Origin of the sequence: Pseudomonas oryzihabitans, from assembly GCF_024652905.1 — a bacterium.
In the GTDB taxonomy this organism is placed as follows: domain Bacteria; phylum Pseudomonadota; class Gammaproteobacteria; order Pseudomonadales; family Pseudomonadaceae; genus Chryseomonas; species Chryseomonas benzopyrenica.
Window position 1 is genome coordinate 558,774 of the sequence record NZ_CP102428.1, and the last position, 18,708, is coordinate 577,481.

General features: G+C 60.6%; 22 protein-coding genes. 2 read left to right on the forward strand and 20 right to left on the reverse strand.

Translation table 11 applies throughout. The features are described 5' to 3' along the window. Positions 1-359: 359 nt before the first annotated feature. On the reverse strand, positions 360-641 hold the full coding sequence (locus NRG74_RS02655) for a hypothetical protein (protein WP_027602314.1): 282 nt from the start codon (positions 639-641) through the stop codon (positions 360-362). A gap of 1,407 nt (positions 642-2,048) precedes the next feature. Further along, a complete protein-coding gene (locus NRG74_RS02660; protein WP_144949569.1) occupies positions 2,049-2,282 on the reverse strand; it encodes a hypothetical protein in 234 nt (77 codons plus the stop codon). Positions 2,283-2,515: 233 nt separating this feature from the next. Here NRG74_RS02660 and NRG74_RS02665 point away from each other — a divergent pair, with 233 nt between their 5' ends. Continuing rightward, complete coding sequence (locus tag NRG74_RS02665) at positions 2,516-2,692, forward strand: hypothetical protein (protein WP_155951382.1); 177 nt, start codon at positions 2,516-2,518, stop codon at positions 2,690-2,692. A 441-nt stretch (positions 2,693-3,133) separates the two neighbouring features. On the opposite strand, the gene NRG74_RS02670 is transcribed toward NRG74_RS02665, so the two are convergent. The 14 genes from NRG74_RS02670 to NRG74_RS02735 form a co-directional block, all read right to left on the reverse strand. Continuing rightward, positions 3,134-3,469 carry a hypothetical protein gene (locus NRG74_RS02670; RefSeq protein ID WP_144944358.1) on the reverse strand — a complete coding sequence of 112 codons (336 nt, stop codon included), beginning with the start codon at positions 3,467-3,469 and terminating at the stop codon, positions 3,134-3,136. Then, positions 3,453-3,632 (reverse strand): hypothetical protein, encoded by a 180-nt coding sequence (locus NRG74_RS02675; protein WP_144944360.1) that lies wholly within the window; start codon positions 3,630-3,632, stop codon positions 3,453-3,455. Before NRG74_RS02675 ends, NRG74_RS02670 begins: the two co-directional genes overlap by 17 nt. Next, positions 3,613-4,299: a DsbA family protein gene (locus tag NRG74_RS02680; RefSeq protein WP_144944362.1), complete on the reverse strand. Its 687-nt coding sequence runs from the start codon at positions 4,297-4,299 to the stop codon at positions 3,613-3,615. Before NRG74_RS02680 ends, NRG74_RS02675 begins: the two co-directional genes overlap by 20 nt. Next, on the reverse strand, positions 4,296-4,604 hold the full coding sequence (locus tag NRG74_RS02685; protein WP_144944364.1) for a hypothetical protein: 309 nt from the start codon (positions 4,602-4,604) through the stop codon (positions 4,296-4,298). The genes NRG74_RS02680 and NRG74_RS02685 overlap by 4 nt, the downstream gene beginning before the upstream one ends. Next, the gene (locus NRG74_RS02690) at positions 4,601-7,627 is read right to left on the reverse strand and encodes a conjugative transfer ATPase (RefSeq protein WP_144944366.1); all 3,027 of its coding nucleotides are present in this window, start codon (positions 7,625-7,627) and stop codon (positions 4,601-4,603) included. Before NRG74_RS02690 ends, NRG74_RS02685 begins: the two co-directional genes overlap by 4 nt. Then, complete coding sequence (locus NRG74_RS02695; RefSeq protein WP_058783932.1) at positions 7,627-8,073, reverse strand: TIGR03751 family conjugal transfer lipoprotein; 447 nt, start codon at positions 8,071-8,073, stop codon at positions 7,627-7,629. The genes NRG74_RS02690 and NRG74_RS02695 overlap by 1 nt, the downstream gene beginning before the upstream one ends. Continuing rightward, a complete protein-coding gene (locus NRG74_RS02700; RefSeq protein ID WP_058783933.1) occupies positions 8,051-9,571 on the reverse strand; it encodes a TIGR03752 family integrating conjugative element protein in 1,521 nt (506 codons plus the stop codon). Before NRG74_RS02700 ends, NRG74_RS02695 begins: the two co-directional genes overlap by 23 nt. After that, positions 9,555-10,472 carry a TIGR03749 family integrating conjugative element protein gene (locus NRG74_RS02705; RefSeq protein WP_058783934.1) on the reverse strand — a complete coding sequence of 306 codons (918 nt, stop codon included), beginning with the start codon at positions 10,470-10,472 and terminating at the stop codon, positions 9,555-9,557. The genes NRG74_RS02700 and NRG74_RS02705 overlap by 17 nt, the downstream gene beginning before the upstream one ends. Further along, positions 10,469-11,125 carry a PFL_4703 family integrating conjugative element protein gene (locus NRG74_RS02710; protein WP_058783935.1) on the reverse strand — a complete coding sequence of 219 codons (657 nt, stop codon included), beginning with the start codon at positions 11,123-11,125 and terminating at the stop codon, positions 10,469-10,471. Before NRG74_RS02710 ends, NRG74_RS02705 begins: the two co-directional genes overlap by 4 nt. Next, positions 11,122-11,502, reverse strand: a complete 381-nt coding sequence (locus NRG74_RS02715) for a TIGR03750 family conjugal transfer protein (RefSeq protein ID WP_058783936.1) — start codon at positions 11,500-11,502, stop codon at positions 11,122-11,124. Before NRG74_RS02715 ends, NRG74_RS02710 begins: the two co-directional genes overlap by 4 nt. A 15-nt stretch (positions 11,503-11,517) precedes the next feature. After that, on the reverse strand, positions 11,518-11,886 hold the full coding sequence (locus NRG74_RS02720; protein WP_144944368.1) for a TIGR03745 family integrating conjugative element membrane protein: 369 nt from the start codon (positions 11,884-11,886) through the stop codon (positions 11,518-11,520). A gap of 20 nt (positions 11,887-11,906) precedes the next feature. Continuing rightward, on the reverse strand, positions 11,907-12,146 hold the full coding sequence (locus NRG74_RS02725) for a TIGR03758 family integrating conjugative element protein (protein ID WP_058783937.1): 240 nt from the start codon (positions 12,144-12,146) through the stop codon (positions 11,907-11,909). Further along, positions 12,143-12,439: an RAQPRD family integrative conjugative element protein gene (locus NRG74_RS02730; RefSeq protein WP_241493299.1), complete on the reverse strand. Its 297-nt coding sequence runs from the start codon at positions 12,437-12,439 to the stop codon at positions 12,143-12,145. The genes NRG74_RS02725 and NRG74_RS02730 overlap by 4 nt, the downstream gene beginning before the upstream one ends. 165 nt (positions 12,440-12,604) lie before the next feature. Continuing rightward, positions 12,605-12,934, reverse strand: a complete 330-nt coding sequence (locus tag NRG74_RS02735) for a hypothetical protein (protein ID WP_144944372.1) — start codon at positions 12,932-12,934, stop codon at positions 12,605-12,607. A gap of 149 nt (positions 12,935-13,083) precedes the next feature. Here NRG74_RS02735 and NRG74_RS02740 point away from each other — a divergent pair, with 149 nt between their 5' ends. Further along, positions 13,084-13,395 carry a hypothetical protein gene (locus NRG74_RS02740; RefSeq protein WP_058783940.1) on the forward strand — a complete coding sequence of 104 codons (312 nt, stop codon included), beginning with the start codon at positions 13,084-13,086 and terminating at the stop codon, positions 13,393-13,395. Between the two features lie 11 nt (positions 13,396-13,406). On the opposite strand, the gene NRG74_RS02745 is transcribed toward NRG74_RS02740, so the two are convergent. The 4 genes from NRG74_RS02745 to traD form a co-directional block, all read right to left on the reverse strand. Next, positions 13,407-14,069: a competence protein CoiA gene (locus tag NRG74_RS02745; protein ID WP_144944374.1), complete on the reverse strand. Its 663-nt coding sequence runs from the start codon at positions 14,067-14,069 to the stop codon at positions 13,407-13,409. 26 nt (positions 14,070-14,095) lie between these two features. Next, positions 14,096-15,553 carry a UvrD-helicase domain-containing protein gene (locus NRG74_RS02750; RefSeq protein WP_257705654.1) on the reverse strand — a complete coding sequence of 486 codons (1,458 nt, stop codon included), beginning with the start codon at positions 15,551-15,553 and terminating at the stop codon, positions 14,096-14,098. Positions 15,554-15,661: 108 nt separating this feature from the next. Next, positions 15,662-16,408: a TIGR03747 family integrating conjugative element membrane protein gene (locus tag NRG74_RS02755; protein WP_144944378.1), complete on the reverse strand. Its 747-nt coding sequence runs from the start codon at positions 16,406-16,408 to the stop codon at positions 15,662-15,664. Positions 16,409-16,448: 40 nt separating this feature from the next. Continuing rightward, positions 16,449-18,707: a type IV conjugative transfer system coupling protein TraD gene (gene traD, locus NRG74_RS02760; RefSeq protein WP_144944380.1), complete on the reverse strand. Its 2,259-nt coding sequence runs from the start codon at positions 18,705-18,707 to the stop codon at positions 16,449-16,451. Position 18,708: the final 1 nt, after the last annotated feature.

Genomic DNA, 18,708 nt, shown 5'->3' on the forward strand with positions numbered 1-18,708 from the left:
GGGTCAGCGGGAAACCATATCTACGTCGCAGGAGGTTGAATACCCACATCCGAACGGAAGGAGCCTGCTGCGGGTTTCCGCAGTAATTGCGACTTTCTGCGGGATTTCGCATGGACTGTTGTGGGATGGCTTTAATGGCCTCGTCAAAGCACGGGGGCTGCTATCGACCCAAAGCTGCCGTTGGCGGTCGACCCGTAGCTGACCTTCGGCGAGGGCGGTAAACGACCAGAAGCAGGTTATACGGGTGCTGTTCTTCGGCTAGGCCGGCAGTTGGCAGATCACCTGCCTGCAGGTGAGGGCCGAAAAAATCGCGGTGGCCTAGATGACGAGTGGCTGACGCCTGCCTACGATCATATCCCTTACGACCATTTCCTTAGCTTGCTGATCTCCACACGGCGCGTCGCGGCGTGACCGCAGAGCTCGTTGCAGAGGTCGGCCGCGATCGCGCCCATCGAACAGATGTCCAGAATTGCGAGCAACGGACCTTCATAGCTCGTGGTCCTGTCAGTTATTACGTCGCAGACGGTGAGGATCCTATCGTCAGGATTGGTCTCGCTTCGTTCGAGCATCACCTCGAAGTTTGATGGGAAGAACGCCTCCACGTAGGAGGTAAGACTGAATTTATTTACTTGATGACTCATTTTTACCTCCACGTGCGACTTACCTAGCTTGGCAAAGGAGGGTACGTTTCGGTCAAGCGTAAGCGGATCGGATTTTCACCGAACTTTTGCCTTTGTCTTCAGACAACCGGTAATGGTGGCCACTGAACTGTGCACCGATTACCCCTTCCCATGCAGAGCATATATCGTAAACATGGGAGACAACGATGTCAGATATTCGAAGACCAAGAATTGATGCAGGAGCAGCCCCGGAAGACCTTCCGCCTACGCTTGAAGAGACTCAGGCACGGAACGCTCAGATCCGCTTAACCAAAATTGCAAAGCTCCGTCAACAAGCGCTTTCCGACCGCTCGAAGGCGGCCGATAGGAACGAGAAAGTGAATCCCTAACAATAGGGACCGTCGGTAATAGTGGCCACTGAACGAGCGTGTGTTTTCCACTTCCAAGCTTATGAGGCCATTTTCGGCCTCAATGTGAGGTGGTAAATGATCACTACGTCCAGAGTCTTCCAACGCTTCAGTTCGCCGATTGCGCCGGCCATGATAGTGAGATCGCTATTCGGGATTGACGCGGCTATCGCGGGTTCTCGTTTCGCGCAGGCTACTGAGCCTGATGCGGTTGAACCCTTGGACCCTGACCAGGCCGACCCAGCAAATCAGCCTGATTCCGATTTGGACGCTCCGGAAGATCCGGTGACGGGCGATATCGACGACCAAGAGCCAGCGCCTCGCTAGCTTAATTGCAAACCAAACAAAGCCCAGCCATTGCGCCGGGCTTTTTCTTTTCTAAAGTAAAAAATGGATCCATCTGACTGGGGCGGTGAAAATCTGGTTAGATGGGGCACGGCCGGCGGCATTGGTTTGGCCTGGGATCTTAACCAACTCTGCAAGTTCTTCTCCCGCGTCAATGCCGGTGTAACTAACGGCCACGCCGAGAATGACATCCTTGATCGCTGCAGTGTTTCGGGGCTACCTCTGCTTGAACCAAGATTTTCGCTAGAGAACCGGCTATTCAAACCTCAGTGAATGACCTTAAGCCTATTCAAGTCAAGCTCAAGTATGCGGACTTTTTCGAGATTCTCCGCGTAACGCTGGAACAGGATTTCTAAAACGGCCCTATCAGCTGATAATTTCAGTTATTCGATGCTGATTTTTTGCCGGGTGAGATGTTCGACTTCTCTGGTGCCAACGTACAATTTTCTTGCTTCGCTCATTTTTCAATTCCATTCGTAGTTGCCGGCATACCAGCACCATAAGGAGGTTTTTACGTGCCAGTAGCAAGATGCTTTACTTTGAATATCATGCCTTAGCTCGCAAAGTCTGCCGAGTTAGCTCCTCGCCGTGTTAAATTTGCGCAAGCGAAACGATAATGAGAAGATCCCAAAATTAAGCGATGCACTTCGCATTTTAGGTCGCGACTACCGTCTCGCTAGGTCTCTTGAGGTCTTGCGTCAGATTCCAATAGAAAGCGAAACGCCTTTAAAACGGTCTCTTGTCGTTCTTGAATTTCGACAATGCATAGACCCAGCATATTGCGAAGAGCTTCGGTATCAGCTGTTCCATGACATTCATAAATTTGACGTAGTAGCTGATTAATGGCGTCTTGTTCCGCTGAGTACCGCTCGAGCAGCTCTATTCCGTGCTTTCTATCCAGCTCTTTCATGCCACGCTCCTATAGTGAAAATCGCTACGATAACCATTCATGAGAGATAGTATCTATGGCAATATCACGTTTTCGCTCATCTGATGAGCGGTGGATAACAGTCTATCTTACCAGGTGTCTTCTCATTATAGCCTTTGGTTAGATGAGCGGAAATCGAAATGGACGACCTCCGACAGGCGCTGTCTGCGTTAGACCCACCTATAAAGCATTTTATTGAGTATAGGAATAGTGGCATGCTTTTGACGCTGTTGGATATTGAAATTTACGCCAGTGTCTTCAGATTCATCACCCCTCGAACCATGCGAAGCGCAGAGGCCCTGAACCTGACAATACTTTACGCCATCAATGAATTGCGGGTTAAAGGCTCACATCTTCCACTAGATGCAGATACAGTAATTATCAAAGCCTGAGCTATACTAGCGGTCATCTAACATTGAAGCGCTAACGGCGAGCTGGAGATTACCCGCATATGCCTGGATGGCGGCATATTCTGGCAAGTCTATGGCGCAGATATATTTTCCGACACACTCCACTTATTGCCAGGCTGTATTGGGTTCGTTGACTTAAATAAGTCTGTCTATGGGCTGTGGGTTTTATTACACGATAGGCGAACTTCTTCACTGTTAGCTTTTTTCCTACCTGTCCGCTTTCGACCGATTTTAATCCAGTGATGAAGGACTGCTATTGGCCGCTAGCTGCCCTACGACAACGGCAGCTCTGGGTCGATTGCTGTCATGCGCTATTTCGGTAATTTCAGAACTCCACAACGATTTCGAAAGCCGGCGTCTGCTTCAGGTGAGATGTCTCAGCGCTGCCAAGGCACTGCCTACGGCTACTTGGTGCAGATGTTTCTATTCTCGACGCCCCTGCCAATAGCCTCGGCGTTCGGCATACCGCACTGGAAGGGAGGTATCTCCTCGGCGAAGGGCCGCCAGTACCTGGTCATCCGCGATGTCACGAAAGAGGGTGAAGAGCAATCGCTCGGCCGATTCCATCGCTTCCCGCTCACTGCAGTAAGACTCCTGATGTTCATAGGCGCCCACTCGGAACAGCCACTGGTGACTGGACCCTTGGGTGACTCGTGCCAGCTTGATGGGCGGAAGTGCGCTGCCCGCTTCAAATGCGATCCTAAGCTTCGGTACTTCATCGGTGACACGGGGGAGGGGAATATCAGCGGGATTGCTCATCGGCGTTGCCTGGCATTGGAGAACGGTGGTGCGGGGTATCGCGGCGTTGCATCTCGGCATCGATCATCCGCAACAGATGGGTAAGGCGGCTGTTGAGCCGCCGCAGGGTCCGATCGGAAAGGCTGGCTAGCCAAAGGGGGATGTCATTGGCGCCGCTGTGCATCCGCACCTCCCTGACTCGCCAGCCAGTCCATGGCCGATAGCATGCCGGCGTCATCCAGCAGTGACGGAAGCCGGATCGTACGGCCGGACCGATTGTCTCGGAGCTCGAAGGTCGGGGTGGCATCGATCCGCTTCTGCGCTGCGGTTGCGGTCTGCTCAGCGACTACCCGCCGCACTGTCGTATTGTCCTGGATGCACACCTGCAGTTGCGGGAGCGATACGGCTGGTTGCAGGCCCAGTTGATTGATCGGGACTGTTAGGCCAGCACCGTTTCCGCGGCTGTGCTGGTAGACCGCTTCGACCGCCTGCCAGAACACCGGATTGCCGCCCAGCCAGCCGGCGCACGTAACTAGGCGTGCTTCCTGCTGCGCTGCTTCGCCGTGCATGGGCAGCGGCAGGTGATGCCACTGCCAATTCAGCACTTCGTGCCGATCAATCAGTCGCTTGACCTGCGGATAGGCGTCCTTGCAGTAGGGACACTCCAGGTCAGCGTACTCAACCAGAGTGAAGCGGGCCTTAGAGTTGCCGTAGACGAAGGTCGGCGGCGTGGTTGCCTCAGGGGTACGTGCAAATGCCCAGGCGCAGAATTGCCATGCGAGGAAGAGCAGGCAAGGAATTGCCGCAAGGCTCAAGGCAGCCTGTTTGCGCGATAGACCCCCTGTGATCATGCTGAAGCCTCTCGGACATCGGGCTCATCGACCTGCCGGCCCAGCACTTCCCTGTGCAGGACCTCGAGCAGCGCCTGCTGCGCCTCGTCCGGCTGCGGATGCTTGGCCAACCAGTCCTTGAGCGCCGTATCGAGCTGGACCTCGATCTCCCGTCGGTCTACCGCTCGAGATTTCACCGCCTGCAGGTTGGTGATTAGTACTGGGGCGCAGATCTGCAGCGCGGTTAGGGCATCCTGCCCGGGTTGGCTGAGCAGCTGTGTCAGGCTGTCGATGAGGTTTTGGGTAAAGCGGTCCATCGCCCTCATCCGCGTGCTCCCGAAGCGGGTGGCAGATCGAAGGGGTAGGGCTCAATACCGCGCAGCCGATCCAGCCGCGCCGCCACGGCGACGGCCGCGCCCAACTCGTCGGTACCTAACTCTTCCATCAGCTGCGCACGTTCAGCCTTCTCTTCCGGCTCCGTCATTGCCAGGGCCAGGAAGAGGCTTGGCGGTACCGCGCGAAAGAGGATCTCCATGGATTTGGATAGCACCACGCCTTCGGTGTAGGCACCGCTCTGCTTGCGTGCTGACAGCATCAGCTCCTTCTGCGCAGGGGTGAGGGCGCGGAATTTGGAAATCTTCTCGACCTCGTCCGGCGGCATGTTGAGGCAGATCCACCACTCGATCATGTTGAGCATCGGCGCGCCGGAGAGCGGGATGTCGTCGATGTTCTGGGTGGCCAGCCAGAACCAGGCCCCGAGCTTTCGCCACATCTTGGTGATCTTCATGGCATAGGGGAGTAGCAGCGGGTGCTTGGTGATGATGTGGCCTTCGTCGGTCAGCTTGATCAGCGGGCGACCTTTGAATTGGTCACGCTCGGCGATGTTGTTGATCGAGTTGAGTAGCGAGATGTAGGCAATGCCGAGTTGCGCCTGGTAGCCCTCACGGGCGTAGGTGGCAAAGTCGACCACGGTCAGGTCGGCTTCCGGCCAGGGCGTACCAGGGCGGTTGAACATCTCTCCGTCAGCGCCCATGCAGAACATATCCATGGATTCGGCCATCTCCTGCAGACGCTCTCGCCGCGCTGCGGGAAGGCCTTCGTCCCGTGCGGCCCCACTCAAAGCATCGCGGACGTCCTGGGTCAGCACGGTTTTCTCGGCCTTAGAACAGGCCGTAGCCGCATTGATGATGGCGTGACGGATGGCCGCGCGATCGGCGCGGGTCAGACGAGCGTCCTCCTTCTCCTCGCCGCCGGTAATCATCAGGCGGGCCACGATCTCCATCTCACCGAGCACGTCGCGCTGATCGTCCTCGAGGTTGGCCTGAGGGGTACTGTTGCGATCCGACGCCTCTAGGTCCTCGGCATCAAGGACGGCGACTCGTGCAGGATCGTCCGCAAGACGAATGGCGTCAGCAAAGGGTGCTAGGCTGACGCCGGATCCTGGAGAGAGACGAACGCGATGCACGGTCAGACCTAGTCGCTGCGCGAAGTCTGCCAACAGGCCAAAGCTGTTACCGGCCTCGGCGACGAACATGCGTGGCCGGTAACCGGCCAGCCACTGGATCATCAGGTTGTTGAGCGTGGCGGATTTGCCAGCCCCGGTGGGACCGAAGACAAAGCCATGGGCATTCATCTGACGATCTTCCTTGTTGAAGGGGTCGAAGGTCAGCGGCGCGCCGCCGCGGTTGAAGACGGTTGTTCCAGGATGCCCAGTGCCGGTGTGGCGACCCCAGACCGGGGCCAGGTTAGCAACGTGCTGGACGAGCAGCATCTGGGCATACCACTGCAGGGCACGGGGCTGATTCGGATCGAAGTTGGCCGGGAGCCATCTCAGGTAGCTGGAAAGGCCGGCGACCTCATCGTCCGGCTGCACGGGCTCCATGCCAGCCCCCAGCAGGATGTTCGTCAGGTTCATGCAGCGCTGCGTCAACTCCGCTTCATGTTTGCCGCGGACGTAGAAGGCGACGCTGCCCTTGTACAGCTTGTGCTTGCGGCCAATGAGGTATCGCGCATCCTGAATGGCCTCACGGGTCAGCGCCGAGGCCTGATTGTCACCCACAGCTTTCTTGTGCAGGTCGTTGAGGTGGGCTTCAAGAGTGTCTTGAGGTGTAACCACTAGGGTGATGGCCAGCACCGTGTCCTCAGGTAGCTTGTCCATCAGGGCATTGAGCGCATCACCGCCCTGGCGGGTTTCGCCCGTCAAATGCCCGGTCTTAGGCGCCTCGCGAAGCCGATCAAGCATGATCACCCGGGTAGGCTGGCCATCGAAAAACCAGATGCCCTTGTCTGCGTCCGAGCGAGGCTCTCGGTACAGCAGGCACTGCGAGAAGTCCGTGCCGCTGGCCAGCACCGGGATGGTGCCATCCTCGACTTCGGTCGGTGTATTCACCAGCTCGAAAAAGCGGTCATGGTCTTTGCGCGTGGTGCCTAGGTGATCGGGGCAGGGATTGAACCACTGCAGGAGCCAGTGTCGGATCGCACGCTCTTCCATGCGGATGGCTCGGACGCCGGCGTTGGCCAACGAGCCGACCAGGCGCTCACACGTATTGCGCAGATAGAGCGCGGGATCCTGGCCACGCATCAGGCCGTCGCCGACGCTGCGTCGTGATACCACCAGGCGGACGCGGCGCTGCTGGCCACGCCAGGGCAGCTTGGAAACCACTTTATCCTCGAACAAGCCTCCGGGTTTGGAGATGGCCGAGAGGTGGTGCTTCATCAGCCCCTGGTAGAGCTCGGTAAAGGCCGAACCTTGGGCGCGTGGCTTCACGTAGTTACGGAAGCCTTCGAGATAGCTGTCGAACTGGATCTCGTCGTAGGCGTACATCTGAATAACCCAGGGACTGACCTCAAGCTCATCGAAGCTGTCCTGCAGGGCGTTCTCCAGGGCATCCCGCGCTTGGCGTAGCCAGGCCGGTGAGCGGCCTTCGGTGCCGATCGGCACGATATCGAAGAACGCCGCCAAGGACTTGCCGTCCTCGAGCAGCATGGCCTGGTGCTCAGGTAGATACTCGACCCAGGGCAGCAGGTTGGTGAAGCTGGGATTGACATCGTAGAGCCTGGCCACGTCGGCCACGGTCGCAGGCTTCTCCTTGCCTGTCATCCAGGCACCGGGCTCCGGGATGCCATGAGCCTTCAAACGATCCAGATGGCGTTGATAGGCGGCTTCCTCGTCGACCTCCAGCGCGCGGGTGGCACGGATGGATTCGGGGTGGATGACTGGCTCAGCTTCAGCTGACAGAGCCCCTTCATCAACCGCGTCAGTATGTCCAGGCTGGCCCGGTACAAGATCCGGCTCAGCCGCTGAAGTGTCGGTGGTCTTTTTGCCACGCAGGCGTTCGAAGATGCCCATCAGTAGTTCTCCACCCGCTCACCGGGCATGGCGTATTGCACACGCTGATAGAGCGGGAAAACGGTGGTGTAGCCGGGGATGGGTGCTGGGTCGGAGCCGGCCAGGTGCGGGAAGACGTACATGACCAGGTCCGGATTGGGCAGGCGCTTGAACTGGCTGTAGATCTCGTTCTGCGCGGTGCGCGAATAGCCGGCGTTATCCGCCAGCGGCCGAGCCTGAGCCGTGTCCACAGGACGGCGCAGCTCCGCCCGGGCATCGATCAGTTGGCGACCCTGGCTGCTGCCGGCTGAGCCGGTGGTGCCGGCGTTCCAGACGTCCATCATGGTCTGGTCGCCGTGAGGGAGCATCTTCTCCTTGTTGACCGAGCAGCCCGCGGCCAGCAGGGCCATGGCCAGCACAGCCGCCATCTGTAGTCGTGCGTGATTAGTCGAGGTCAGCCGAGGCATGGCGAGCTCCCTTGCGATAGTCGACCTTGCGGCCCTTGAGTTCGTAGTCGATGGCCAGCTCTTGGTCGAGATGGATGGCCACCTTCGCCCCGGGTTGGACGTAAATAGCGGCGAAGGCCTGGCCGTAGAGCTTGTTCACCCAGGTGGAGATATCGCTGACGCCCTGGTTCAGGATCTTGCCCATCGCCTCGTTGCCGGAGATCCCGGTCGTGCCGATGGTGCCGCTGGAGGTCTGCACGTAGCTGGAGCTGCTGCCGTCGCTCTTGATGAGTGAGGCCGCGCCGGCGCCTGCGGCCGTGATCAGCGCCTGGGAGCCGATGTACTGGGCAGCATTGCTGCGGCGATCGCCCGCGATGCACGGGATGCCATAGGGATCGCTGATCCAGCCCATACCGCCCTGGACCGCAGCCGGTTGGCCATTGGTGGAGCTGTTCTGGTTGTTCTGGCCGTTGTTCTGCTGACCGCCGTTCTCCTGCGGTGCCGGCAGGGTACGCACGGTGCCGTCGGTGAAGACAAAGGTCATGCTGCGGATCTGGCCTCGCACGCACGACAGGGTCCAATCGCCTGAGGCGGTACCGCTCACGACGGCGCCGGCGACGTCGGGCAGGTCGATACCGTTGGCGGTCAGGTTGTCGGGGCCGATCAGCACCTTAAAGGGGTAGGGGTCGTTGACCGTGCCGTCGACCGGCACTCTGCCCACCAGTGCGGTCATGGATACCGAACCCATGAGCGTCGAGTTCTGGGGCAGGGTGTAGACCTTGCGCACCTTCTTGCGCGTCTGTTCATCCCCACCCACACCATCCGCCACGCGCTGCGCACCTCCGGACGCCGCGTCCAGGGTCTTCTGGCCAGCGGTGCCGAACGACGTGGGGAAGGCAAAACCACTGGCCGCCTGGCCACTGCCGGCGGCGAGCGGTTTGCCATTGGCATCGACGGCCGTGCCGTCCTGCGGCTCGATCCAGACCAGGTCCGAGCTGCCACTGCCTTTCTTGAACTGATTACCTTCGCCCGGGTTGATGCCGAGCCCGATTGGCATATCGCCGCCGGCGCCTGCAGCGCCCCCCAACTGACTGCCCATCTGCGACAGGGTGTTGAGCTGCTTCTGCAAATTATCAACGAGTCCTTGGGTCTGCTTCTGCTGATTCTCCATGCCCTGGTTGATGCCTGCCTGAACGCGGTTGTCGACCGTGCTGTTGATGTTGCTCAACTGGGCTTTGAGGCCTTCGTTCTCCCGCTTGGCCTCTTCGTTGTCTTTCAGGACCTTGCTCATCTGGTCCTTCAACTGGCGACTCTCGGCGACGATGGTGCGCAGGGTGTCGTTGGCCGTATCGCCTTCAATGCCGAGCGCCTGGGCCTGTTCGGGGGTGAGCTGGGCGGATTGCGGCTGCTCCGGCTCTACGGACTTGCTACGGCCGAGCATTTTCACCCCGACGAATACCACCAGGACGAGGAGGGGTAGCAGAGCGTACTTGAGTAGCGGATTACTTCTGAGCTGCATGGCGCGCCTCCGAGCTCACTCGAGGATCAGCAGCGCTCAGGCTCGGTAACAGCGACTGGCCGAGTCCGTGGTCCTTGGTGACTAGGTAGAGCACCGTGGTGTCGCTGGCATCGCCGCGGGCTCCGAGGTAGGGGTGCTGAAAGGTGGCAGTCGCGAAGTCGCCCATTAGCTCGCGTGGATCCAGGGCCAGGCGCTGGCCGGTCTGGTTTCGCAACTTCACGGCGGTCACCCAATGGTCGTCCAACCGCCAGGCGCCCAACTGGCTTGCCTCGACGGGCAAGGCCGGCATCAGCGTCGACAGGTCCAGGCGCTTGTCGACTTTGACTTGGGCGACGCCGTCGACCGGCTCCACCGTACGGAGCGGGGCATAAAGCATCTGAGCGGCATACCGCGTGAGCACGACGGGAATCGGCGTTTCGCGTTTGGGCGGGGCCGGCTCGTCGTTCTCTTCATCAGCCTGGCTGCTGGCCTTGGCTGTGGCCCTTGGGGCATTGCTTCCGCTGGTCGAAGCTGCCTGGCCATATCGGGTCGGGGTCGTATCGCCGGGCACAATCTTGATCGCCTCCAGCGGGGCGTGACCTTCCTGGGCGGGGGTGGCCGCGATGTCGGCCAGCATGATCTCGCCAGTGGCCGCGTTCTGCAGCTGCAACCGACTCGGTTCGATGGGCTCCTTGGCCAGCAGGTAGATCGCACCACCGGTGCTTTGCACTCGGATCTTGTCGGCGATGGCCGGAGGAACACCGACGCGGACGTTGGCGTCGACGAACAGGATCCGCTCCTGGCCCACCACCAAAGGGATGGCCATGGGGACGCGTTCCCATTTGCGGATCTCGATGGCCTGGGCCAGGCTGCTCAGCAGCAGGCCGCCCAGCACCAGGGCGAGGGAATGACTGGACCTCATGGTGTACCTCGGGCTTTGACTTCGATACCAGCCTCGATCCGCTGCGGCTGACCGCTGTAACAGTCCCATTTCATACCCCAAGGATTTTTCTCGGGATCGACGTCGGCTCTGACGACGTGCAGCGGGTAGCGCGTGAGCGCCGTCTTGACCTTCTCGCCGCCCAGGTACTCGTTCGCGACGACATCGAGCATGACGGTCCACTCGCTGTTGCCCAGCACCTGGACGCGCCGGGTGGGGTCATCGCCGTAGCCCGATCCGGGGATCTCCGCCACGTTGCGCACGCGCCTGCGTAATTCGCCGGCATTGCGCTTGAGCGCCTCATCACCTTCCAGGTAGACCTTGCAGGACGGGGTGATGAAGTTGGCCAGCCGCGCGATGTTGTCGCTGTAGTTCTTCTCGCCATCGGAGGGCCAGCTGTTCATCTGCTGGAAGATGTAGAAGGCGTAGGCATAGACCGACTCAGGCGGTATCTCCCACCAGGGGCGCGTGCTACCCGAGCGCAGGTCCGGGGGCACATGGACGGTCAGGTCCTTCGGCGCCGTGGACCAGCCATAGCCGTTGAACACGGCGATGCCGGTCATCATCCCTAGCGCGAGGCGAAGCGTCGTGATGTGGGCGCGCTGCGAGTCGGAGAGCTTCCAGGCGCGACTCATAGCCCCACCATCCGTTTGCAGCTCCAGCTACCACTGCGGATCACCAGGTGGCGCCCGGCAATCCCCCATTGGGCCAGGCGGCATTCCACTTGCCGCCACAGCCATGTTTCGGGCCGCCCGCGCTTCCAGCGGCGCAGTTGACGTCCGGCAAGCACAAGGCCCAGGGAGCCGCAGGCTAGCGCGGCAAAGATCGGCATGGCCGGAGTCGTGAAAAACGCCAAGGGAATGCCGACCACAAAGCCGAACGAGGCGCAGACGATGATGGTGGCGAACATCTCGTCGGTGGTCAGGCCGCCCACGACAACGGGTTGGGTATTGAGGCGATTCGGCAAGAAGAGAAGCGTGCCGTCCTCGTGCAGGTCCTGGGTGATGTCCATCTGCGCCGTCCTGCCTTACATGATGCCGCTGGCTTTGGTGACGATGAAGATCACCAGGCCGATGAGGATCACGCCGACAACGACGGTGGCACCCAGGTCTTTCCAGGTCTTCTTGTTCGTGTGGATCTCGTGATAGACGCCAATGCCATGGGCGGCCACGACAATGAGGCAGAAGGCGCACAGGGCCAGTGCGATCAGCATGAAGCCGTCGTAGCCATAGTTCTTGAGCGTTTCGAGCCAGGTGGAGCCTTCGCCGCGCGAGGGCGCCTGAGCGCTGGGTAACGCGGCTTGGCTGACGGCCGGCAGCAAGGCCAGGCTGGCTACCGCAGAAGTGAAGCATTTGGCGCGAGCGCCGAGGGTGAACAGACGTTTGAGGGACAGCATGGATTTCTCCTCGAGGGGGGTTAATGCAAGATCAGCCAGGACAGGACGAAGTAGAGGAGCAGCCCCTTGATGAGGGCGCCCTTGGCCGCGGCGGGTTTGAGGTTCTGATTCGCCCAGCCCTTGTAGAGGCTGATGGCGAGCCAGGCGAACCAGAGGGTGGTGACGGCCATGGCCGCGGAGAGCCAGAACAGGTTGCTGGCTGAAGGCGGTATGCCACTCGCCGCCTGAAAGGCAGCGGTTTGCGCAGCGGTCATGCTCATGGCTGGGCGCCTTCGCGCTGGTACTGACCGGAGAGTTCGGCTGCATCGCGTGGCTGCGCGCGGCTCGGTGCCAGATAGTCCTGCAGGCCCTGACGGATTCGCGCAATGTCAGCGGCTAGGCGGTTGTAGTCCAGGCGGTAACGGGTGCTGCCATCGCTGGGCAACTCGGCACTGCGCCGGGCGACGGCCTCGACAGCGTTGAGCTGCCTAATCATCACGTCGACGTTGGCCTGCTCGGAGGCGGTGCCAGCGGCCTGGGCCTGACTCGTCAGGATCCCGAGCGCGATGGCCAGACTGCCGGCAACGGCGAAGCGGCGGGTTGGCGTGCGAGGGTAGGAGGACAGTTTCACAGCGGGGGCCCTGGGCTAGCGGGTTGATGCCGCACAGGATGCCGAGGGCCGTAGGCGAGGTCAGCGGGAAACCATTACTGCACTCAAATAGGTTGCAAACCCGCTTGGTTACTGGCTTCCGATCGGGACGATGAGTCGCTTGAAAAACAGCAGAAAGCCGGTAGCCACCGCGTAGCCAACGCCCCAGCCCTGGTTTCCCTGGGCAGTCTGCTGGCCGACCTGGGCGCGGCCTTCCAGTACCGGCTGCACGCTGACTAGCTCCCAGCCGTCAGCGCCGAGAGCCTGCAGCCGTGTCTGTCGCTCGGGATCGGCGAGAAAGGCGGCGATATCGGGGGTACCGGTTTGCACCTCTTGCTTGAACAACAGCCAGCCGCGTTCTTGGACACGGTAGGTGAGGGGAGCGAATTCGGTGTGGTATTCGAAGCGGGCAGGGGACATGGACGGCTCCAGTTCGATGGGCTTGTCATCTTCGAACTGGCCTCATTGCCCTTACGAGGTAAAACCGTATTCAAGTCCTAAACGGTTACAGCTGGGTGACGAACGAAACCGCCGCCTATGCTGTCGTTAGGAAAATCACGGGAGGTTGTATGACCGAGATTGCGTTTCTCCCCGAAGATGCCAAACAACGCTGGCAGGACCTGACTCATGCAATGGCCGTCATGGGCCTTGGGCATCTGGCCAGGCTGTACGGCCAGCTTGAGGGCTACATCATGGCACTGCTCGACTTCGAGCAAATCACTGCGCCGCAGGGTAAACAACTCCTCAAGGCAGCGGCCGATCTCTTCGGTCATTGCCGGTCTGAATACTTGAAGCATAAGCAGAAGCCACGTCGACATATCGCTGGTGCGGTCGCAGAAAGAGTCAGGCGATCAAAAGGGAAGCGACCGCTGCTGGGCTAAGCTTTCCTATATCAGGCTGATGCTGGACCTCCGTTACGGCTGTAATCTGTGAGGCCATCGATTAGCTCGTCAGCGAACACCGAGCGATCCACCACTTTGAGCACGCCCCGCTTGGTTACAGGGTCGAATCTGCAGATGCGCCAAAAGCCGTGGCCTTCGCCGAAGTCGATGAATACGGGTACGGTTGTATGCCATCGGGCGAACAGTTTGCTCCTGCTGAACCAATGCAGGCTTGCGAAGCCGTTACCGTCTACACGGCTTCTGGACGTCCCGAAATTCGACTGATCGAGTTCATTTCTGGTTCCGTCGATCACCCAAACCATGCGCTGGTAAAATTGTTCCCTCAGCTTAACTTCGGCGGGATCAATCGAGGATCGTTGAAATTCCACGACGACGCCATGCGCCGTTTTGACGTCAGCAATGTGTTTTTCCCCACTCGCGCTGTCATGCAAGATCGTTTCCTGCCATTCGACTGGAAATCGATTTTTCCACGCTCGGTGCCATTCCGTTTCGGCTTCCCACCATCTATCGCAGTTTGCAAGCGAGCGGTGCGCCCAGTGCCAGACAACGTGCTTCCCGCATTTTGCGATGACCTCTTCCCCGCAACCTCGGCAGATACCTCTCCGCTTGGGCTGGGCTTCTGATCGAGTGCCGTCCACGTTGGCAAAGCGCATTTGATGGTTCTTCCTAAAGGGGGGGCTTACGTGGCGATGCTGCCATGCGTTTCCTTGTACCTCTGCATGATATCGATGACCAGCGAGTTCAACGCCAGGATCTGCATAGCCCGGGTCACAGACACGTATAGCAGGTTCAGCTCATCGTCGCGGCTGGCCCGGTCAGTCTCCGGCGCGAGGGGATCCGCACTGAAATCTTCGTACAGCCCCACGAAGTCCCACTCGAGGCCCTTGGCTTTGTGCGCGGTCGTCAAGGTGACTGTAGCGTCTAGTTCGCTGGCCACCGCGCAGCGCCGCAGCTGCTCGATGCGCTTTGGCAGGTCGAAATAGGCCTCGATGATCCGCACCGAGCGCTGCATCTCCGGATCCTGAGTAGCCTTGGCGATCTCTTGGTACTGCTCGAAGTCACGGTAGTCGCGCAAGAGCTTCTTCTGCTGCACCAGGTCATTGCGACCTCGGCTGAACTGGAACAGGTCCTCGAGCTCGCGCAGCGAGTAGCTGTCGATCCCGCCAATCCAGAACATGCGGTGACCACCTTGCTTCTCCAGGCGCAGGGCGTTCTCGATCACGCCGCTTACGGTGCGATGCAACCAGGTTCGGTGGGCAAGGTCCTCGGGCAGCGATCGCTTGACCAGGGTGCGCTGGCCGAGCCCCTGCAGCTTCACCGTCTCGCCCTTGAACGACAGGATGACGTTGGCCACGTGGGCGACGGCCGGGCCGAAGCGGAATGACTGGGTCAGGTAGTGCTTCTCGGCGTCCGCCATCCAGGTCGCGCTGAGGGCATCCTGGGCACCACGAAAGCGGTAGAGCTGCTGGTGGCGATCGCCGACCATGACCTGGATGGTGCGCTGCCGCTGCACCAGGTCGGCGATTACCGGGTTCACGTCCTGGCCCTCATCGAGCAGGATGGCGCCGAAGCGGTTGGACAGGTCCGGGCGGCTCATCTGGTAGAGCTTGAGATAGCCGTCGTGGGTGATCTGCACGCCGGCGTCCTGCAGGTCGATCATGCGCTTCCAGACACTGATGGCCATGCCCACCACCTGGGTGATCCGCCGCTCCTGCAGCGGCGTCAGGCCGCGGCCTTCGTAGCGGGTGAAGTGGCGACCGTCCAGGGCCATGTCGGCGCTGGCCATGAAGGTGTTGAGGGTGTTGACCACGTCCCTGGCCAGCTCCCAGTCCTGGGTATCCAGCACCCGGGCGACCTCGGTGATGCGCAGGTTGCCGGCCTGCTTGTGTTGGTACTGGGTGCCATAGACGGCATAGGCGAGGCCGTGGGCGGTCTTGCAGGTGACGTTGCGCGGAAAGCGATTCTTCGCCGCCATCTCCACCGACTTGTTATAGCAGAGGTACAGCATCTTCACGTCAGCATGGGCGCTGGCGTAGCCCACCAGCGTGGTGGTCTTGCCGGTGCCGGCAAAGGCCTGGATCAGCAGCTTGCGCGCGTTTGACGCGATGGCGGGGGCTTGCTCAGGGGTCCACTGCATGGGGTAACTCCGGATCGGCTGGGACAGGGATTCAATACCACCCCTGCATATTGATGGGCATGACGGCGCTCCTTGTGGCCAGGGTGCGGCCGCGGAGCAGGCCAGCGGCTACAGGTACTTCTTGAACGAGGCGGTCGTGAGGTTCACCGACAAGGCCAGCAGCGCTGCACACGGCAGCAGCACCAGGAGTGGGCTCACGCTGAACGGCAAGGCGATGTAGAGCGACCAGGGCAGCAGGGCCAGCGGCAACATGGTGCTGCGGGCCTTGTGGTAGAAGTAGCTCGACTCGCGGCCCGCGCTGAACTTGCGGATGTCCCGCCTCACCAGGCCGTCGATGAAGCCAACTAGAGCGGCCATAGCGAAGAGCGGCACGGCGAGCACCAAGATCACCAGGCGCACGCAGAACACCAACACAGTGAAAAGGGCGGACAGGCCGTAGGTCTGCACCGTGGTGATGCCTTGCGCGGCCATGTAGCGCAGATCCAACTCGCCACGTGGGCCGGCGGCAGCCAGCTGCTGCATCCCGGTCAGCCAGTGGACCAACCCCGTCTTCACGAACAGCCAGTCATAGAGCAGCCCTACCAGCCAGGTCGCGGTGTGCCCGGGCTCCTGGACCACAACGCTGGACAGGAATCCCTGGGACAGCCAGGCCAGTTCGTGATCGAGCATGCCCTTGGCGTGGTGCCAGCCGGCCTCTGGCCAGAGGAAGTAGAGGCAGAGCCAGTCGACCAGGATGGCGCCGCCCAGGGACAGGAACATCACGCCGATGAAGTGGAAGGGGAAGCTGAGCACCGACCCGATGAAGGTCTGCTCCTTGACCTGTTGCTGTTGGGCGCGCTGAGCGACGTCGGCCATTAGCGGCCTCCTCTGGGGTGCTCGTGGTCAAGGATGGTGGTCATGCCGCGTCCTCCGATCCCTGTGTCATCTTCTTGAAGTCGTCTTGCAGATCCAGCGGCAGATCGTCCGCGACATGGCGCTGGCCAGGCGCCTCCCACCATTCGCTGCCGTTGGCTTGGCCAACCTCGTAAGACTTGCGCATCTTGGCCGCCAGCTCCTGCAGACTGGCCGGCATGACCTCATCAGGGTCGTTCGCCGGTAGTGGTAGGCGAATTTTCCAGAGGTTGCCGCCCTCCATCAGGGCGAAGCATTGACCTTTTGGTAGGCCGATGATGTGCGCCGGTTCCAGCATGGGCACACTGGTAGCGCTGACCTGGTCGTGGGTATTGGACGTGAACGCCGTCTTGCCGTTGACGGCATCGCTCGCGCTGCTCGCCGGCGTCGCCGTGAACACTTGCACCTTGGGTAGCTGATTGGTGAGCAGCTCGGCCGTTGCCGTCTCACGAACCCGCAGCATGAGCAGGTTGTTGAAGTTACCGATTACCTGCCCGGCTTTGGCACGGTTGCCGATCCTGGCCTCGATGTCGGACAGGGTCTGGGTGTAGGCCGTCACCTGCATGCCGGCGCCGCCGCCCTTGTTGATCATGGGGATGAACTCGTCGCCGATGAGCTCGTTGAATTCGTCGCAGTGCAAGTTGATGGTGACCTTACCGCTCGAGCCCCCAGGCAACCCATCATCGATGCCGTACTTGTAGATATGGCCCGCCACCGAGACCAGGTCGGAGAACATCGAGTTGCCAACCGCCGCGGCGACCTCGGTGTCGGACAGGGCGTCCAGGCCGACGTAGACCACCGCGCGCTTTCTCACCACCTGCATCCAGTCGAAGATCGGGCGTGGGTCGTTGACATCCTGGTAGTCCGGCGAGATCAGCTCAGCCATACGGCCAGTGGTGAGCTTCTCCAGCAGCGGCAGGAGCGAGGCGACAATCTTGTCGAAGTAGGTCTTGTCGTAGCGCACTGCGCTGCGCAGGCCATCCATGACCGGATCCGTCACGCGGGTCTGGTTCAGGTACTGGTCAATGGCGATCACGCGCAGTGGCCGGCCCTTCATGTTGAAGGGCACATTCTTGTCGTTGAGCTTGCTCTCGATGAAGATGATCTTCTCCCAGGCCTTGGGATCATTCTCATCGAAGTATTTCTGGGCGTACTCCAGGAACAGCCCTTCAATATTGATTACGTGCTGCTGAATCTGCAGGTAGTCCGGGCGCCGGCCAAGGGCGACCAGGGCCCGGGCAATGATGTTGACGAATCGCCACGCGAACTCCTTGAACGCTGCCGAGTTGCCCTCGCTGGAGAGCTGGCCCGCGACGCGGGTGGCCACCTCGGAGATCCGACCAAAGCGGCCCACCGCGTTGTAGCGGGCGGACTGGTCTGGCCAGCCCAGATGGAAGACGTAGAATTCGTTCAAGCGGCCGGCTTGCTTGCAGTCGAGCCACATGCTCTTCAGTAGATCGGCATCGCCCTTGGGATCGATGACGATGACGACCTCGTGTTCGTACTCGCTGTCATTGGCTGCATCGGACATATCGGCCGAGCGGCGGCGAGACCAGCGATGTGGTCGCTGGGTACGTCGTCCCATCTGCACGGACGCCCGGCGCCGACGGCGCTTGCGACGGATGTCCTGGCTGATGAAGAGCTGAGCCGCGCGTGTCTTGCCCACCCGAGTGGTGCCCAGGACGATGGTGTGACCCACCCGCTCGCCCAGCGGCAGGTTGACGTCGTGCTCGTCGGGTTCGATGCCGTGCAGCCGCGGTAGGCCGCCTACGGGTGGCAGCGGTCGGAAAGGGTTGCAGGGGTTGTCCCAGGCGGTGGCTTTGGCCAGCAGGGTGAGAGGGAAGGGCGCGAACTCCAGGCGCGCCTCGAAGCGCCGTGCCTTGTTGGTCCATTCCGACGGCTCGACATAGGGCGAGTACTGCGGCAGATAGGTGTCGACCAGGCGCTGGGTGTGCTTCTGCTCCCAGCGAAAGCCCTTGCCGATGAACAAGCGCTCGTTGCTGACCGGGATCTCCTTGCTGGTCATGCTGTAGAACGACAGGCGCCGGATGTTGCGCCGGTAGCGCAGCACGCGTAGCGCCTGGCGAAAGCGGTAGGCACCAAATACCAGGAAGGCCACGGCTGTGACCAGGCCGAACAGCGGGGTCAGGGCGACGGCCCAGGGCGCGAACACGCATAGGAAGGCCATCGCCAGGCACACCTGCACCGTGTAGAGCTCCACCGCAGGCCGCAGCAGCGTGTCCAGGGCATGATTGCGGGCCATG

Bases quoted from the DNA above. Each gene is read 5' to 3' on its own strand.
- NRG74_RS02655 (WP_027602314.1), bottom strand. From the start codon at position 641: ATGAGTCATCAAGTAAATAAATTCAGTCTTACCTCCTACGTGGAGGCG.
- NRG74_RS02660 (WP_144949569.1), bottom strand. From the start codon at position 2,282: ATGAAAGAGCTGGATAGAAAGCACGGAATAGAGCTGCTCGAGCGGTAC.
- NRG74_RS02665 (WP_155951382.1), top strand. From the start codon at position 2,516: ATGCTTTTGACGCTGTTGGATATTGAAATTTACGCCAGTGTCTTCAGA.
- NRG74_RS02670 (WP_144944358.1), bottom strand. From the start codon at position 3,469: ATGAGCAATCCCGCTGATATTCCCCTCCCCCGTGTCACCGATGAAGTA.
- NRG74_RS02675 (WP_144944360.1), bottom strand. From the start codon at position 3,632: ATGCACAGCGGCGCCAATGACATCCCCCTTTGGCTAGCCAGCCTTTCC.
- NRG74_RS02680 (WP_144944362.1), bottom strand. From the start codon at position 4,299: ATGATCACAGGGGGTCTATCGCGCAAACAGGCTGCCTTGAGCCTTGCG.
- NRG74_RS02685 (WP_144944364.1), bottom strand. From the start codon at position 4,604: ATGAGGGCGATGGACCGCTTTACCCAAAACCTCATCGACAGCCTGACA.
- NRG74_RS02690 (WP_144944366.1), bottom strand. From the start codon at position 7,627: ATGGGCATCTTCGAACGCCTGCGTGGCAAAAAGACCACCGACACTTCA.
- NRG74_RS02695 (WP_058783932.1), bottom strand. From the start codon at position 8,073: ATGCCTCGGCTGACCTCGACTAATCACGCACGACTACAGATGGCGGCT.
- NRG74_RS02700 (WP_058783933.1), bottom strand. From the start codon at position 9,571: ATGCAGCTCAGAAGTAATCCGCTACTCAAGTACGCTCTGCTACCCCTC.
- NRG74_RS02705 (WP_058783934.1), bottom strand. From the start codon at position 10,472: ATGAGGTCCAGTCATTCCCTCGCCCTGGTGCTGGGCGGCCTGCTGCTG.
- NRG74_RS02710 (WP_058783935.1), bottom strand. From the start codon at position 11,125: ATGAGTCGCGCCTGGAAGCTCTCCGACTCGCAGCGCGCCCACATCACG.
- NRG74_RS02715 (WP_058783936.1), bottom strand. From the start codon at position 11,502: ATGGACATCACCCAGGACCTGCACGAGGACGGCACGCTTCTCTTCTTG.
- NRG74_RS02720 (WP_144944368.1), bottom strand. From the start codon at position 11,886: ATGCTGTCCCTCAAACGTCTGTTCACCCTCGGCGCTCGCGCCAAATGC.
- NRG74_RS02725 (WP_058783937.1), bottom strand. From the start codon at position 12,146: ATGAGCATGACCGCTGCGCAAACCGCTGCCTTTCAGGCGGCGAGTGGC.
- NRG74_RS02735 (WP_144944372.1), bottom strand. From the start codon at position 12,934: ATGTCCCCTGCCCGCTTCGAATACCACACCGAATTCGCTCCCCTCACC.
- NRG74_RS02740 (WP_058783940.1), top strand. From the start codon at position 13,084: ATGACCGAGATTGCGTTTCTCCCCGAAGATGCCAAACAACGCTGGCAG.
- NRG74_RS02745 (WP_144944374.1), bottom strand. From the start codon at position 14,069: ATGCGCTTTGCCAACGTGGACGGCACTCGATCAGAAGCCCAGCCCAAG.
- NRG74_RS02750 (WP_257705654.1), bottom strand. From the start codon at position 15,553: ATGCAGTGGACCCCTGAGCAAGCCCCCGCCATCGCGTCAAACGCGCGC.
- NRG74_RS02755 (WP_144944378.1), bottom strand. From the start codon at position 16,408: ATGGCCGACGTCGCTCAGCGCGCCCAACAGCAACAGGTCAAGGAGCAG.
- traD (WP_144944380.1), bottom strand. From the start codon at position 18,707: ATGGCCCGCAATCATGCCCTGGACACGCTGCTGCGGCCTGCGGTGGAG.